The sequence below is a fragment of the Lentibacillus halodurans genome (assembly GCF_900112045.1).
Taxonomy (GTDB): domain Bacteria; phylum Bacillota; class Bacilli; order Bacillales; family Amphibacillaceae; genus Lentibacillus; species Lentibacillus halodurans.
In genome coordinates, this window is sequence record NZ_FOJW01000003.1 from 47,949 (window position 1) to 62,380 (window position 14,432).

The window sequence follows — 14,432 nt, forward strand, 5'->3', positions numbered from 1 at the left end:
TTATGGACATCATTAGCGTGAAAGATTATTATGAAATGAGCAAGAAAACCTGTGAATACGTCGTTGATCAGGTGAACAAATTAGACAGACCGGTGCTGGGGCTTGCTACTGGTTCTACACCTGAAGGGCTTTATCGTCAGCTAATCGGTCAATACAAAGAAGGGCATGTGTCGTTTAACCATGTCACCACATTTAATCTTGACGAATACGTCGGATTGGCTGCTGATGATCCGAACAGTTACCGCTACTACATGAATGAAAAATTATTTAACCATATTGACTTGCCAGAGGATCGTGCCTTTTTGCCGAACGGTGATGAAGAAGACTTGGCAAAAGAATGCCGTGACTATGAAATGCTCATTCGTGATTCCGGGCATATCGACTTACAAATTTTGGGGTTGGGGCTGAATGGCCATATTGGCTTTAATGAACCGGGGACTGCATTTGACAGCCGCACCCACATTGTTGAGTTGGATGCATCAACACGACAAGCAAATGCACGCTTTTTCCCGACCATGGACGATGTACCGGAAAAGGCAATCACAATGGGAATTGATACGATTATGGAAAGCAAGCAAATCGTGCTGCTTGTCTCCGGCGAGAAAAAAGCTGATGCTGTTCATCAGCTTGTGAACGGCGAGATTACAGAGGAATTCCCTGCTTCCATTCTGCAAAAGCATCAAAATGTGACTGTAGTTGCAGACAAAGGGGCACTGTCGAGACTTTGAGACAGTACCCCTTTGAGCTTTAGCCGGAGAACAGGAATTTCAGCACCACAGCAACTATATCAACCACTCAAACATCAATCTCCACATAGGCTGTTCCCTTATCTGCAAAAGACACCTGATCACTGGTAAGGTCAACAACCCAGTCATGGAAAGTTTGCTCTTCTCCGTCAGGAACGTACACCATAAATTCCACTTTTTCGAGGTAATGAATCGAATCCAGCATATAATTCGAATTGCGTAAGGCATTCTCTAGTTTTCCGAGCAACGAATAGTCCACGACAATTGAAAAACCTTTCATCAGCCGTCGTTGTACCACCCCGGCAGTCTTGATAGCCTTAGATGTTGTGCTGCTGTATGCACGGATCAATCCGCCAGCCCCAAGCTTAATGCCGCCAAAGTAGCGAGTCACCACAACAGCAGTGTCTTTTAGATCCTGTTTTTTCAGCACTTCTAGAATCGGTACACCAGCTGTTCCGCTTGGTTCCCCGTCATCATTCGCTTTTTGAATCTGGTTATGTTCCCCGATCATATAGGCGGAGCAATTGTGAGTAGCGTCATGGTGCTTTTTCTTGATTTTTTGAATAAAAGTCTGTGCCGCTTCTTCTGTTTCCACACGTTTCACATATCCAATAAATCGTGACTTTTGAATGGTTATCTGAACAAAATCTTCTTTTTTTACGGTATAATAATTAGATAACATGTTGCTTTTTACCTCCCGGAAGATATTATACTAGATAATAGGGTATAGTTTGATCTGAAAATCAGGATAATGTTACCAGAAAGTATGTTGGAGACCCCTATAAAAAGTAAACTGATTTCGAATAATTATAACATAGGTTGGTGGGAATTTATGGTACAGAAACTGGAAGAAAAAGCACTGGACCATGTAATCGATGATATGATCGATGTCGTACAAAACAGTAAAGATGAAATTTTCAATATCGGTGAAGAGGCGCGAAATGAGTATGAAGATCTACAGAGGGAATTGCATGAAACGAGAGAAAAGGTCATTAGTCACATTAGTGATGGAGATGAATTAGAACAGAAAGTACGCTATTCAAGGCAGCGTTTATCAGAAGTCAGCAGGGAATTTGACCGCTATTCAGAAACTGAAATCCGCGAAGTTTATGAAAGAACGCATGCCTTACAGACGAAACTTGCCATGGCACGCCAAGAGGAAAAAGTGCTGCGTCAAAAACGTGATGAGCTCGACCGGCGTCTGGTCACGCTCGATCAGACAATCGAACGTGCTGAAGGTTTAGCCAGTAAAATATCCGTCATTCTCACTTACCTGAATGATGATTTTAGACAAGTTAATGAAATGATTGAAGAGGCAAAAGAAAAGCAGGAATTTGGGCTAAAAATAATCGAAGCACAGGAAGACGAACGCCGGAAAATATCCCGGGAAATCCATGATGGGCCTGCTCAGATGCTTGCAAATATCCTGCTTCGTTCAGAACTGGTTGACCGTACTTTCCGCGAAGGCACAGTAGATGAAGCGGTCTGCGAAATCAAAAGTGTCCGGAAAATGATTCGTTCGTCCTTATATGAAGTCCGGCGCATTATATATGATCTCCGACCGATGGCACTGGATGATTTAGGATTGATCCCGACCATTAAAAAATATGTCGCAACGGTTGCTGACTACAATGATATCGATATTGAGTTCACATCGGTTGGCAAGGAAGAACGGGTCAATCAAAAATATGAAATTGCATTTTTCCGGTTAATGCAGGAAGCTTTGCAAAATGCGGTTAAACATGCTGAGGCATCGTTAATCAAGGTGAAATTGGAAATTACTGAGTCCATTATTGCAATGGTTGTCAAGGATGATGGAAAAGGGTTTGATCCCGCTCTAAAACAGGAAGACTCGTTTGGTTTAATTGGTATGCGGGAACGTGTTGAAATGTTGGATGGCACACTATCAATAGATTCAACAATCGGCAAGGGGACAACCATTATGATTAATGTGCCGAATACTGTTTCCTAAGATTTTGTATTTTACAAAACTTCAAGTATACTGGAATTATAACGATATAAAAAACTAGCTTCATACATATATGTAATAGGGTAAATATATATTAGAATAGAGTAATAACTTGGGAGGAACAGTTGATGAGTAAAAAGCGAACGAAAATTGTTTTAATTGATGATCATAAGTTATTTCGTGAAGGGGTAAAACGTATTCTGGACTTTGAATCCTCTTTTGAAGTTGTTGCTGAAGGTGATGATGGCAATGTTGCTTCCAAATTGGTCCGGAAATACAGACCGGATGTCGTTTTGATGGATATTAATATGCCGAAGTTAAATGGAGTTCAAGCCACATCCGATCTTGTACGAAAGTTTCCGAACACTTACGTTATCATCCTTTCGATACACGATGATGAAAATTATGTTACACATGCATTAAAAACCGGTGCACAGGGTTATCTGCTGAAAGAAATGGATTCAGATGCGTTGATCGAAGCGATTAAAGTTGTTCGAGAAGGCGGATCTTATCTTCATCCAAAAATAACACACAATCTGGTACAAGAGTATCGCCGTCTGGCACATGAAAATGCCGCAACCGTTGCGGAAACTGCCATCGAATATCATAAGCCTCTTCATTTGCTTACGCGCCGTGAATGCGAGGTTTTGCAGCTGTTGGCAGATGGAAAAAGCAATCGAGGCGTTGCTGAAAGATTATACATCAGCGAAAAAACGGTGAAAAATCACGTCAGCAACATTTTACAAAAGATGAATGTGAACGATCGTACGCAGGCAGTCGTCTCAGCCATCCGCAAAGGCTGGGTTGAAGTGAACAGTTAGGCTTCCCTCGATATTCATGAATTTTCAAATGCGCTGCAGTCTATTGACTGCGGCGTATTTTTACACGCCTGAACAAGCAGCAAAATCTCCGCTGGTTGAAGGATCCCCTTTTTATAACGACAGAAGCGCACTTGATTTATCCATAAAACTTCGGTTGAATTTTTTCAATAACGAAATCGGCTAACGCGCTGAAAAATTCCGCCTACCTGCCTTCTATCTTCTACTCCCGATCTTCAGAGATGACGAATGGTCCCACGCGTTTTCTCAGTGGTGCATTTTCACCTGAATTCATGTAAAATGATAGATAATAGTACAAGTTTAAGGAGAAGGTATACGATGAAAGTTGCTGTAATGTCTGATAGCACATCCTACATTCCTGAAGAATTAATCGAACAGCATGGTGTTCATATTGTCCCGCTGAGCGTTGTATTCGGTGACACATCCTATCGTGAAGGAATAGATATTACAACCGGAGAATTTTATCAAAAAGTGAGAAAATCGGCGGAGCTGCCGAAAACATCACAGCCATCAATCGGGATGATCGCCAGGAAGCTGGAGGAACTCGCCAATGATTATGATGCGGTTATTTCAATTCATTTATCCAGTGGCATAAGTGGTACATACCAGGCTGTAGCCAGCGCCGGCGAAATGGTGGATGGTATTGATGTCTATCCGTACGATTCGGAATTAAGCTGCATGGGTCAAGGTTTTTATGTGCTAGAAGCCGCAAAGCTGTCCGAATCAGGGGAATCCCCGGAAGCCATTATAGAGCGCCTTGACGACATAAAACAGTCCGTCCGGGCATATTTCATGGCTGATGACTTAAGCCATTTGCAGCGCGGCGGAAGGCTTAACGGAGCCCAGGCAATTGTCGGTAGTCTGCTGCAGATTAAACCGGTACTCCATTTCGTAGATAAAAAAATTGTCCCATTTGAGAAAATCCGTACCCGCAAAAAAGCATTAAACCGGATAATGGGGATGCTGGAAAAAGATGCGGAACAAGGGAAAGCGCTTAAAGTCGTTTTTATCCATGCGAATAATGAATCAGCCGCCATTGAGCTGAAAGAGCAATTTGATGCTAGTTACCCCGACATGGACACAATGATCAGTTATTTTGGTCCTGTTATCGGCACGCATCTTGGGGAAGGTGCACTCGGTGTTTGCTGGTACACCAAATAATTGTCACAAGCCACCTAGGAACCGACCGACAGGCCGGTTCCTTCCACTCTGCCCCTATCTATTAATCTATCAGGAGCGTGAAGCCATGGACTATACTGAATTGAGTCGACGTTATGCAGGAAAACGCCTGCTGCGAAGTGAGATCCTCATTGATGACCCCTTATTTGAACATCTGCTGAACACGTATTATTTCTCGCCCAAACCTGCTATCCAAAAGAAATGGTCCCATTATCAATGTCAGCGCTGTGGCAATCAAAAACAATCGTTATTTGGAGAAATTCCTTGCTGTGATTGCAAGCGAACACACCTTTATTGCCGGAAATGTATTGAAACGGGACGGGTGATGGAATGTTTGTCTTTATATGAATGGGCTGGTCCCGAGCCAGACTGGCCTAGCCTTCCAAATGCCTGTACATGGACTGGCGAATTAACCCAGTCGCAGCAGAAGGCAGCTGACCGCATTATCCAGGCAATCCAAAGCCGTGAAAAAGAGCTGTTAACCTGGGCGGTATGCGGATCCGGAAAAACCGAGATGCTTTTTCCGGGCATCACTGAGGCTTTGAAAATTGGAAAACGCATATGCATCGCCACGCCGAGAACAGATGTGGTACGTGAATTGCTTCCGCGTCTGCGTGAAGCATTTTCCGGCGTATACATCCAGGGATTGTACGGTGGCAGCCTGGAAAAAGACGGAACAGCGCAGCTTATCATCGCAACAACACATCAGCTGCTCCGTTTTAAACATGCGTTTGACGTGATGATTATCGATGAGGTAGATGCCTTCCCATTTACACACGATCCGACACTCTCATTTGCCGCCGTTCGTGCCAAAAAGGAAGTCAGCACCACCATTTATTTGACGGCCACGCCAAGGCAGGAACATCAAACACGAATGGCCAAACAGAAACTTCCGCATGTATTTGTCCCCAAACGTTTCCACGGGCACCCACTTCCTGTACCCGCTTTTCGTATGAGCTACGCATTAAAAAAAGACTTACAAAAATCCTATCCTCCTAAAGCATTTTTCAAATGGTTTGCCAGTCGGGAAATTTCGACCAGGCAATTGCTCATTTTTGTTCCGACCATTAAGCTTGCCAAACGAATAACCGAAAAGCTTTCTGCTATTTTGACTGATCACACGATGACCGCCGTCCATTCTACGGATCATGATCGTGAAGAAAAAATCCGGCAGTTCAGGAATAAGCAGTTTCAAATTTTGGTTACGACGACAATTTTAGAACGTGGGGTGACATTCCCGTCCGTAGATGTGACGGTTTTCGATGCCGGTCATCCGGTTTTTGATGAGGCAGCTCTTGTCCAAATCGCTGGAAGAGCCGGCAGGAGTCCGGAAGATCCGACAGGGGAAGTCGTGTTTTTCCATGACGGCAAAACAGAAGCAATGGTACAGGCTGTCAGAGCTATTATCAAAATGAACAAACGGGGAGGGTTCCGTTAATATGAATTGTTTATGGTGTGATGCTGACATCGTACCGGACACCAGCTGGCGAAATATTATTCTGGTGTCCAAACCAAAAAATCTTTGTCCTTCCTGTACGGATCAATTAACCGTCCTCCAGGGGAAACGATGTGTCAAGTGCAGCCGGTTAAGTGAAAAAGAAATGTGCCCTGATTGCATGCATTGGGAGCGGTCATTATCGCAGGAAGACCCTTTGACATGGAATTATTCCGTTTTTTCGTATAATGAAGCTATGAAGGAAATGATCACACGGTGGAAATACCGGGGAGATTACTGCCTTGGAAAAGCCTTTGAAATGGAATACCGGAAAGCGTTTAAGCGGAACTTTTCGTTCCTCCCCAAGGAAGCGGTGGCTGTCCCGATTCCCTTAAGCGAAGAGCGTATGCATGAACGGGGCTTTAACCAATCCAAAATGCTTGCATCGTTTTTACCGTTAAAAAGAAAAGACATACTGACACGCATTCATGGCGAAAAGCAATCCAAAAAAACCCGCAGGCAGCGCGTTACAGCTGTGAATCCCTTTCAGATGAAAGGAAGCATAAACAATCCGGTCATTCTTGCCGATGATATATATACAACCGGAACAACGCTCAGGCATGCTGCTACTGCTTTAAAGAAGCATGGATGTCCGGCTGTTTATGCCCTGACATTGATTCGTGGGTAAAGTGAAACTTCATTCAGCAGAGTGCTATACTCTGCAGAATGTTAGTTGAACAGAATCGGACATTTACGGCCAATTTCCCCCGTATTATGGGGGAATAGTGTCCGTTATATGCGGGATAAAGTGAAACTTCATTCAGCAAGGGCTTTTTTCCCGGTGATGAAAAGGAACAAAGACTAAGAATGCGGGCGTCTTCGAAAAAGGAAAGCACTTTTTCTTTGTGCGATGTATTGCTGCCTAAGCTTTTCTTGTTCTTTGGTAATCTGTGTCGTGCAGGCTCGAACTGATCCGATATGCACGGGCAGTTGTTCCAATACCGTTTTTCTTTTTTTACCCTGAGACTGGTCATGGACCTTACTGCGGGATATACGACAAATATGGTAATATGGAATAAAAAAGGGGGAGAGGGATAGACAATGGCTGAATTAGCAAATTGCTCTCGCTGCGGGAATGTGTTTGTAAAATCTATCCGTGATGTGTGCCAGGCATGCTATAAGGAAGAAGAGGAAGCATTTCAGGTCGTTTACCGGTTTTTAAGCAAACGGGAAAATCGGGAAGCAACGATGAAGGAGATTATTAAAGCAACGGATGTTGAGGAAGAGCTGATTACTAAATTTATTAAAGAGGGCAGATTGCGTACGTCTGATTTTCCCAAACTTGCCTATCCGTGCGAACGATGCGGTGTTGGTATTGTTAGAGGTAAGTTATGTGCCAATTGCTCAGATGACCTGAAAAATGATCTGGAACACCATGAAAGACTGAAAAACCATGAAACAGAACAGAAGAACGGGCATGAAAAAATTTATTATGCATTTAATAAGTATAAGAAATCATGATATAGGCTTTAATTTTTGAAAAAAGCGTCCGATATAAGTGTTATAGTTATAGACAGTCAGGTTGAAAGATAATTGAGGTGACGTTTTATGAAAATATATGGCTCTAATCAGCCAAATTTTAATCCATACAAAAACCAGCTTCATAAGCAATTGGATTATTCCAAAGATGCCAATAAAAAAGATCAGCTGGAAATATCCAGTGAGGGCAAGAAAATGCTGGAAAATGAGAAGCCGAATGCGAAACGTGCATCCTACGTACAGCAAATTAAGGATGCAGTAGATAAGGGTGAATATCAAATCAATTATGATAAAACTGCGCAAAACATGATTGATTTCTGGTCAAGGCAATCTTAAAGGAGGGCTCCGACATGTCTGTTCAGCCCATTATACAATCATTGGAGAAGCTGATTGAGCTGCATGATGGCCTGTTTGATTCAGCAAGAAAAAAAACGGAAATGATCAAGGAAGGTTCTGTGGATAAGCTGCAGACATTGCTTGTAAAAGAATATAAATTTGTGCAGGCATTGGAACAGGCGGAGATAAATCGTCAAAAAATGGTTGAGGAATGGCTGGTTAATGAAGGAATCACATTGCATCAGGCAACGATTACAGCTATTTTGGAAACTTTGACTGACGAACAAGCGAAAAACGATCTGGAAAAAACAACTGTTCAGCTGACCGATACGATTACACGAGTGAAAAAGCAGGAACAGCTGAACCAGGATTTAATCCGACAATCAATGCAATTTGTTGAGCTGTCACTTGATATGATGAAACCATCGATACGTAATATGAATTATGGTGAGAAAAAGGCATCCGGTGGAACAGATCGATCTGTTTTTGACTCGAAAGCATAGGTACAAATGAAGGGAGAAAGCCGATGAGTACTTTTCATGGATTGGAAATGTCCAAGCGGGCTTTATTTGCCCAGCAATCAGCACTTTATACGACCGGTCATAATATAGCAAATGCGAATACAGAGGGGTATACACGCCAGCGGGTAAACTTTGAGACTGGCTCACCGTATCCGCCGGCATCACGCAACCGTCCTGAAATTCCCGGACAAATGGGAACAGGAGTGGAAACTGGATCAGTACAGCGCATTCGCAATCAATTTTTAGATTATCAATTCCGCGCAGAAAACAGTGCATCTGAATACTGGAACACAAAGGCCGACGCGCTCAGTCGGATGGAAAATTTACTGAATGAACCATCGGAAACGGGGCTATCTGAAACGATGGATCAATTTTGGCAGTCGCTGCAGGATTTGTCCGTTGCCCCAAAAGATGACGGTCCCCGGTCTGTTGTGGCCCAAAGAGGACAAGCTGTAGCGGAGTCATTTAACTATTTATCCGATTCATTAAGTTCCATCAGAACAGATCTGAAGAACCAGATTGATGTAAAGGCTGATGATGCGAATTCACTTGTCAGACAGATAAATGCGATTAATGAACAAGTCAAAAACATTGAAACAAACGGGCAACTACCCAATGATCTGTACGATGAACGTGATCGGCTGATTGATGAGCTATCAGGCATTGTCAATATCGATGTCAGCTATACAAAAAGCAGTGACAGCGCATCTGATATGGCAGATGGCCTCGCAACGATCAGACTCGCGGATGAGAATGGCGATGTGTTGGATACGCCGGCACTGGTTAATGGTGATATGACCGACGGCGGTGAATTGAGTTTTAACGAGATTGATGTCAGCTACTCGGAGGATAATTATGAGGCTGTTGAGGACATTACGGTAAATGGGGAATCTTTTGACCCAACAGGTTCATTAAAAGGGTTAGTCGAGTCATATGGGTATACCGATGAGAATGGCGAAGCAAACGGTATTTATCCGGATATGCTCCATGACCTGGATACCATGGCTGAGGCGTTCGCTGCTGAGTTTAATCGTGTTCATAGTGATGGTGACGACTTGAATGGTGACTCGGGAATAGAAGACTTTTTCCAATATACTTCCGGGCAAGGTGCCGCATCCAGCATGACGGTTAATGAAGACATTCTGGATGATCCTGATCTGATTGCTGCTGCAATTGAGGATGGAGGTGCCGGTGATAGCGGAAATGCCTCTGCGCTAGCGGATGTATTTGAAACCCCTTTGGATGGTTTAGGTGAAAACACATCTGTTAACAGCTTCTATGAATCTATCATTGGTGATATGGGGGTTATGGCGGAGGAAGCCAATAATATGACGGAAAACACGGAGATCTTAAGGTCACAGGTGGAGCAACAACGGATGTCTGTGAGCTCGGTATCACTTGATGAAGAAATGTCCAACATGATTAAGTTCCAGCATGCCTATAATGCTGCTGCCAGGAGTATGACAGCAGTTGATGAAATAATCGATCGTGTTATTAATAATATGGGATTAGTTGGAAGGTAGGTTCATAATATGCGCATTACACAAAGTATGCTTTCGAATAATATGATGAATAATTTGACAAACAGTTATTCCAGAATGAATACGCAGATGGAGAAGCTTTCGACCGGGAAGAAAATTAATCGTCCGTCAGATGATCCTGTCATTGCCATGAAAGGGATGGGCTATCGTTCACAGGTAACGGAAATCGAGCAATATCAGCGGAATACAAATGAAATGCACACCTGGATGGATAATTCGGATACTGCGCTGGATAAAGCGACCCAGACTCTGCAAAAAATGCGTGAACTGGCGGTACAGGCAAGTAATGATACATATGATGCAGAAGAACGCCAAAACATTCGCGAGGAAGTGGAGCAATTAAAAGAACATCTTATTGATATTGCCAATACAAATGCAAACGGCAACTATATTTTTAATGGTACGGATACCGATATAAAGCCTATTACCGTTCAAGAGGATGGAAGTTTAACGTTTTCGGGAGAATCGGATCCGTTCATGATTGAGGTTGCCAAAGGGACAAAACTGCAGGCCAATGTAGATACATCTGAGATTTTTGATGAGGAATTGTTCAACACGGACATTCAAAATTTTATTGATGCTCTTGGGGAAGGAGACAACCAAGCAGCTATTGAAGACAGCATTGAAACACTCGATGAAAGTATTAATGATGTCATCAACGCACGGGCAGATCTTGGTGCACGTATGAACAGGGTTGAATTGGTGGAAAATCGGCTGAGCGAACAAGAAGTAACAGCTACCAAAACGTTGTCGGAAAACGAGGACATTGATTATGCAAAGGCCATTACTGAACTGATGACACAGGAAAGTGTTCATCGTGCTGCGTTGTCAGCAGGGGGCAGGATTATCCAGCCAACATTAATTGATTTTCTGCGTTAGTGAATAATTTCCAGCCCTGGCCATTCCATGGTGCAGGGCTCTATTTACAAAGTTTTCGCAATCTCCGGTATTTCACCTCTGGAAAGACGGATTATGCTTGAATCTTTCTTCGTTAAAGGAGTACAACATATGCGATTACCACAAATCCGGATGGAATCTCAGATGGCACAGATACAAATACAGCAAACATCATCCAGACAGGAAATTCGACAGCCTGAAGCTGACATATCCATCCGGCAGCCTCATGCTGAAGTATCGATTGAGACACAACCTTCTAAACTGACCATAGATCAGACAAAAGCATGGGAAGATATGGGATTGATGCATATTTCCAGGTTTATCGAAAAATATGCGAATGATGGACGGCAGGGTGTGATGGATGGGATTGCCCGCCGCGTGAAACAAGGCAATGGACTCATGAAAATAGAGAATGATGGGAATCCGATTGCCAGTCAAGCCATCACAAATGCTTATGACCAGCAGAAGCAGCTTGGGATCACATTTATTCCATCGCACTTTGCTGTAAAAACAAATTATGAACCAGCAGATGTGGAAATCAATGTGAATATAAACAGGCCGGTCATTCAAAATGAACCGCAAAAACCAATTCATACATATACACCAGGGAATGTGACAACAAGCATGAGGCAATATCAGTACTTGGAAATAGACGTTGCGCATTTGCCCCGCATGTAACGGGAGTACGCCCCCAACTAGTCCTGACAGGTGATAAGTGGGATGAACTGCCCGTAAATCAGTTCATCTAGCAATCAGTCCGAGTCAGTTTAAGAGAGGATGAGCATTATGCGTTTACAAACGAAATACTTAGGAGAAATGGATGTTGATCAAGATAAAATCCTTCAATTTTCATCAGGTTTGCCGGGATTTACGCACGAAAAACAATTCGTTCTGCTGGACATGCCTGGAAATCCTTTTTTTCAGGTATTGCAATCGGCTCAAACCCCAGAAATCGCATTTATTGTCGTTAATCCGTATCATTTTTACCAGGATTACGTGATTGACTTGGACGATAATTTAATCGAAAGTCTGGACATCAATCATGGAAAAGATGTGATTGTATTGGCCATTGTGACGGTCAAAAAACCATTTGATACCAGCACGCTTAATCTGAAAGCACCTATTATCGTTAATTTACAAAACCAGCAGGGAAAACAGTACATATTAAAAACGGACGTTTATCCATCAAAAGCAGCTATTGCTTCAACTGTTTCCACACAGGCGAAAGGGGAATAGTCATGCTTGTTTTGACACGAAAACAAAATGAATCGATTCAAATTGATGATAATATCGAAATAAAGGTGCTGGGAGTGGAAGGCGATCAGGTGAAACTGGGAATTTCAGCTCCCAAATCAGTGGATATTCACCGAAAAGAAATTTATCTCGATATTCAAAAACAGAATAACGAGGCTGCCAATTTATCCGTAGATATACTGAACTTATTGCAAACTGAAAAAAAATGATCTTTGTCAGCAGCCTTTAAAATATCATTTTGCTGCCGATATAAATAGTGAATTAAATTTATGTAGGGAGATGCATGGGCAATGATGAAGTTAGAATACGCACTAACAGCAGTTCACCCCTTGCAAAATGAACAGAACAGCAAGCGTATGACATCTGCTGCAAAGGAGAAAATAGCTGAGAATAGCAATAATACGAATACAGCATTAGACCAAGAACACCTAGTGGATAAAGATCAAGCAAAAACGATTGTATCCAAACTAAATGAACTTATGAAACCGCTGCGGACGAATATTCAATTTGAGTACCACGAAAAACTGGAGGATTATTTTGTTAAAGTCGTCAACCGTGAAACAGACGAGGTTATCAGGGAAATCCCTCCGGAGAAAATGCTCGATATGTATGCAGCAATGGCGGAGTTTATGGGTTTTTTGGTAGATGAAAAGATATAAAATTTTTCAGAGTCCCTGAAAGGAGTTGCGGAAAATGCGTATTGGCGGTCTGGCATCAGGAATGGATATCGACAATCTTGTTAATAAACTGATGGATGCAGAGCGGATGCCGCTGCAGAAAATGGAACAGGATCAGACAACACTTACCTGGAAACGGGATGCTTTCCGTGATGTCAATAAAACGTTATCCGAATTGGATGACATGATCTATAATATGAAAATGAGTGGAACATATAATTCCAAATCAATTAGTTCATCTCAGGAAAATGCCGTAACAGCAACGGGTTTACCGAGTGCAAATAATGGAAATTATACCATGCAAGTAGATTCGTTAGCTTCTTCCGCTATTAATATGGGCGAAAGTCTGGATGATATTGATTTGGACAGCACATTGCGTGAACAGGGTATCACCAACACTGAGACTTCATTCAAGACGTATAATCGTGATGGTTCTGCAGACACACACACAATTGAAATTGATGATGAAGATACATTGGAAGATGTGCTGCAAAAGATAACAGATCAGGATAATCGTGTTCGCGCATTTTATGATTCCAATACACAAAAAGTGATCATGGAATCAGAGAGGACTGGTGAGTATAATACGTCAGGCGGTCCGGAAATCGATTTTTCGGGTGAAAACTTCTTCACCGAAACGTTAAAAATGGATACGGCTAATGAGACGGGTGGAAAGGATGCAGCATTTAAATACAACGGAATTGCTATGACTTCTAAAACAAATTCTTATGAACTCGGCGGCGTCACTTTTCAGTTTAAAGATACAACAACAGGAAATGGTGCAAATCTTACTGTTACGAATGATGTGGAACAATCATTCGAATCAATTATGAACTTTGTCGATAAATACAATGAAGTCGTCGAAAAATTGAATGGCACCCAACAGGAAGAAAAATTCCGGGATTACCCTCCTTTAACTGAAGAACAAAAGGAAGAGATGTCTGAGAATGAAATTGAGTTATGGGAAGAAAAGGCCAAAAGCGGGATTCTTCGTGGAGAGTCGATTATTTCCGAGGGGCTTTTTTCCATGCGGAACAACTGGTATTCCGATGTTGAAACAGATGGGGCCTATACATCGTTAACACAGATTGGCATTACGACCTCCAGTAATTATTTGGACGGTGGAAAACTGGAAGTCAATGAACAAGAATTAAAGGATGCACTGGCAGATGATCCTGACAGTGTATATAAACTTTTCTCCAATAGTTCTGAAGGCGAAGACAGGGGTATTATCAATCGGCTGGAAGATTCGCTTGATTCAACTATAAGTCGAATTGAACAACGTGCTGGCGAGGGAACAGATACGCTTGAAAATTATACACTTGGAAAACGGATGAAAGATTTAAATGAACGAATTGCTGCTTTTGAGGATCGTATGGTTCAAGTGGAAAATCGCTATTGGAATCAATTTTCCCAAATGGAGCAGTCCATACAGCGGATGAATCAGCAATCACAAATGATCATGAATCAGTTTGGCGGCGGCGGAGGAATGATGTGAA

Annotated in this window: 17 protein-coding genes; 16 read left to right on the top strand and 1 reads right to left on the bottom strand. The window is 42.5% G+C overall.

Going from position 1 to position 14,432, the window contains the following annotated elements; all coding sequences use genetic code 11:
• Window positions 1-2: 2 nt before the first annotated feature.
• Window positions 3-728 (top strand): glucosamine-6-phosphate deaminase, encoded by a 726-nt coding sequence (gene nagB / locus BM195_RS04585; protein ID WP_090234307.1) that lies wholly within the window; start codon window positions 3-5, stop codon window positions 726-728.
• 67 nt (window positions 729-795) lie between these two features.
• Here the strand turns inward: nagB and BM195_RS04590 are convergent, their stop codons facing one another.
• Entirely contained in the window at window positions 796-1,428 is a 633-nt protein-coding gene (locus BM195_RS04590) for a YigZ family protein (RefSeq protein WP_090234310.1), read from the bottom strand.
• A 150-nt stretch (window positions 1,429-1,578) separates the two neighbouring features.
• On the opposite strand from BM195_RS04590, the gene BM195_RS04595 reads away from it, so the two are divergent.
• The 15 genes from BM195_RS04595 to BM195_RS04665 all read left to right on the top strand — a co-directional run bounded on the left by BM195_RS04595 (window position 1,579) and on the right by BM195_RS04665 (window position 14,431).
• The gene (locus BM195_RS04595; RefSeq protein WP_090234313.1) at window positions 1,579-2,718 is read left to right on the top strand and encodes a sensor histidine kinase; all 1,140 of its coding nucleotides are present in this window, start codon (window positions 1,579-1,581) and stop codon (window positions 2,716-2,718) included.
• 125 nt (window positions 2,719-2,843) lie between these two features.
• Window positions 2,844-3,536, top strand: a complete 693-nt coding sequence (locus BM195_RS04600) for a response regulator (RefSeq protein WP_090234316.1) — start codon at window positions 2,844-2,846, stop codon at window positions 3,534-3,536.
• Between the two features lie 336 nt (window positions 3,537-3,872).
• Complete coding sequence (locus BM195_RS04605) at window positions 3,873-4,715, top strand: DegV family protein (RefSeq protein WP_090234319.1); 843 nt, start codon at window positions 3,873-3,875, stop codon at window positions 4,713-4,715.
• Window positions 4,716-4,800: 85 nt separating this feature from the next.
• Window positions 4,801-6,171, top strand: coding sequence for an ATP-dependent helicase ComFA (locus BM195_RS04610; RefSeq protein WP_090234321.1), 1,371 nt, complete (start codon window positions 4,801-4,803; stop codon window positions 6,169-6,171).
• Window position 6,172: 1 nt separating this feature from the next.
• On the top strand, window positions 6,173-6,856 hold the full coding sequence (locus BM195_RS04615; RefSeq protein ID WP_090234324.1) for a ComF family protein: 684 nt from the start codon (window positions 6,173-6,175) through the stop codon (window positions 6,854-6,856).
• A 413-nt stretch (window positions 6,857-7,269) separates the two neighbouring features.
• Window positions 7,270-7,689 (top strand): TIGR03826 family flagellar region protein, encoded by a 420-nt coding sequence (locus BM195_RS04620; protein WP_090234327.1) that lies wholly within the window; start codon window positions 7,270-7,272, stop codon window positions 7,687-7,689.
• Window positions 7,690-7,776: 87 nt separating this feature from the next.
• Entirely contained in the window at window positions 7,777-8,043 is a 267-nt protein-coding gene (locus tag BM195_RS04625) for a flagellar biosynthesis anti-sigma factor FlgM (RefSeq protein ID WP_090234331.1), read from the top strand.
• 14 nt (window positions 8,044-8,057) lie between these two features.
• Window positions 8,058-8,546, top strand: coding sequence for a flagellar protein FlgN (locus BM195_RS04630; RefSeq protein ID WP_090234333.1), 489 nt, complete (start codon window positions 8,058-8,060; stop codon window positions 8,544-8,546).
• A gap of 23 nt (window positions 8,547-8,569) precedes the next feature.
• Window positions 8,570-10,087 carry a flagellar hook-associated protein FlgK gene (flgK, locus tag BM195_RS04635; protein WP_090234335.1) on the top strand — a complete coding sequence of 506 codons (1,518 nt, stop codon included), beginning with the start codon at window positions 8,570-8,572 and terminating at the stop codon, window positions 10,085-10,087.
• Window positions 10,088-10,096: 9 nt separating this feature from the next.
• On the top strand, window positions 10,097-10,984 hold the full coding sequence (gene flgL / locus BM195_RS04640) for a flagellar hook-associated protein FlgL (protein WP_090234338.1): 888 nt from the start codon (window positions 10,097-10,099) through the stop codon (window positions 10,982-10,984).
• Between the two features lie 129 nt (window positions 10,985-11,113).
• Complete coding sequence (locus tag BM195_RS04645; protein ID WP_090234340.1) at window positions 11,114-11,680, top strand: DUF6470 family protein; 567 nt, start codon at window positions 11,114-11,116, stop codon at window positions 11,678-11,680.
• A gap of 108 nt (window positions 11,681-11,788) precedes the next feature.
• On the top strand, window positions 11,789-12,238 hold the full coding sequence (gene fliW, locus BM195_RS04650) for a flagellar assembly protein FliW (protein ID WP_090234343.1): 450 nt from the start codon (window positions 11,789-11,791) through the stop codon (window positions 12,236-12,238).
• A gap of 2 nt (window positions 12,239-12,240) precedes the next feature.
• Window positions 12,241-12,465, top strand: coding sequence for a carbon storage regulator CsrA (gene csrA, locus BM195_RS04655; RefSeq protein ID WP_090234345.1), 225 nt, complete (start codon window positions 12,241-12,243; stop codon window positions 12,463-12,465).
• Window positions 12,466-12,546: 81 nt separating this feature from the next.
• Window positions 12,547-12,915: a flagellar protein FlaG gene (flaG, locus tag BM195_RS04660; RefSeq protein ID WP_244535668.1), complete on the top strand. Its 369-nt coding sequence runs from the start codon at window positions 12,547-12,549 to the stop codon at window positions 12,913-12,915.
• Between the two features lie 34 nt (window positions 12,916-12,949).
• Window positions 12,950-14,431, top strand: a complete 1,482-nt coding sequence (locus BM195_RS04665; protein ID WP_090234348.1) for a flagellar hook-associated protein 2 — start codon at window positions 12,950-12,952, stop codon at window positions 14,429-14,431.
• The last annotated feature ends 1 nt before the right edge of the window (window position 14,432 follow it).

What these genes read in the sequence shown, in the direction of transcription:
- nagB (WP_090234307.1), top strand. Translation starts at nt 3, where the DNA reads ATGGACATCATTAGCGTGAAAGATTATTATGAAATGAGCAAGAAAACC.
- BM195_RS04590 (WP_090234310.1), bottom strand. Translation starts at nt 1,428, where the DNA reads ATGTTATCTAATTATTATACCGTAAAAAAAGAAGATTTTGTTCAGATA.
- BM195_RS04595 (WP_090234313.1), top strand. Translation starts at nt 1,579, where the DNA reads ATGGTACAGAAACTGGAAGAAAAAGCACTGGACCATGTAATCGATGAT.
- BM195_RS04600 (WP_090234316.1), top strand. Translation starts at nt 2,844, where the DNA reads ATGAGTAAAAAGCGAACGAAAATTGTTTTAATTGATGATCATAAGTTA.
- BM195_RS04605 (WP_090234319.1), top strand. Translation starts at nt 3,873, where the DNA reads ATGAAAGTTGCTGTAATGTCTGATAGCACATCCTACATTCCTGAAGAA.
- BM195_RS04610 (WP_090234321.1), top strand. Translation starts at nt 4,801, where the DNA reads ATGGACTATACTGAATTGAGTCGACGTTATGCAGGAAAACGCCTGCTG.
- BM195_RS04615 (WP_090234324.1), top strand. Translation starts at nt 6,173, where the DNA reads ATGAATTGTTTATGGTGTGATGCTGACATCGTACCGGACACCAGCTGG.
- BM195_RS04620 (WP_090234327.1), top strand. Translation starts at nt 7,270, where the DNA reads ATGGCTGAATTAGCAAATTGCTCTCGCTGCGGGAATGTGTTTGTAAAA.
- BM195_RS04625 (WP_090234331.1), top strand. Translation starts at nt 7,777, where the DNA reads ATGAAAATATATGGCTCTAATCAGCCAAATTTTAATCCATACAAAAAC.
- BM195_RS04630 (WP_090234333.1), top strand. Translation starts at nt 8,058, where the DNA reads ATGTCTGTTCAGCCCATTATACAATCATTGGAGAAGCTGATTGAGCTG.
- flgK (WP_090234335.1), top strand. Translation starts at nt 8,570, where the DNA reads ATGAGTACTTTTCATGGATTGGAAATGTCCAAGCGGGCTTTATTTGCC.
- flgL (WP_090234338.1), top strand. Translation starts at nt 10,097, where the DNA reads ATGCGCATTACACAAAGTATGCTTTCGAATAATATGATGAATAATTTG.
- BM195_RS04645 (WP_090234340.1), top strand. Translation starts at nt 11,114, where the DNA reads ATGCGATTACCACAAATCCGGATGGAATCTCAGATGGCACAGATACAA.
- fliW (WP_090234343.1), top strand. Translation starts at nt 11,789, where the DNA reads ATGCGTTTACAAACGAAATACTTAGGAGAAATGGATGTTGATCAAGAT.
- csrA (WP_090234345.1), top strand. Translation starts at nt 12,241, where the DNA reads ATGCTTGTTTTGACACGAAAACAAAATGAATCGATTCAAATTGATGAT.
- flaG (WP_244535668.1), top strand. Translation starts at nt 12,547, where the DNA reads ATGATGAAGTTAGAATACGCACTAACAGCAGTTCACCCCTTGCAAAAT.
- BM195_RS04665 (WP_090234348.1), top strand. Translation starts at nt 12,950, where the DNA reads ATGCGTATTGGCGGTCTGGCATCAGGAATGGATATCGACAATCTTGTT.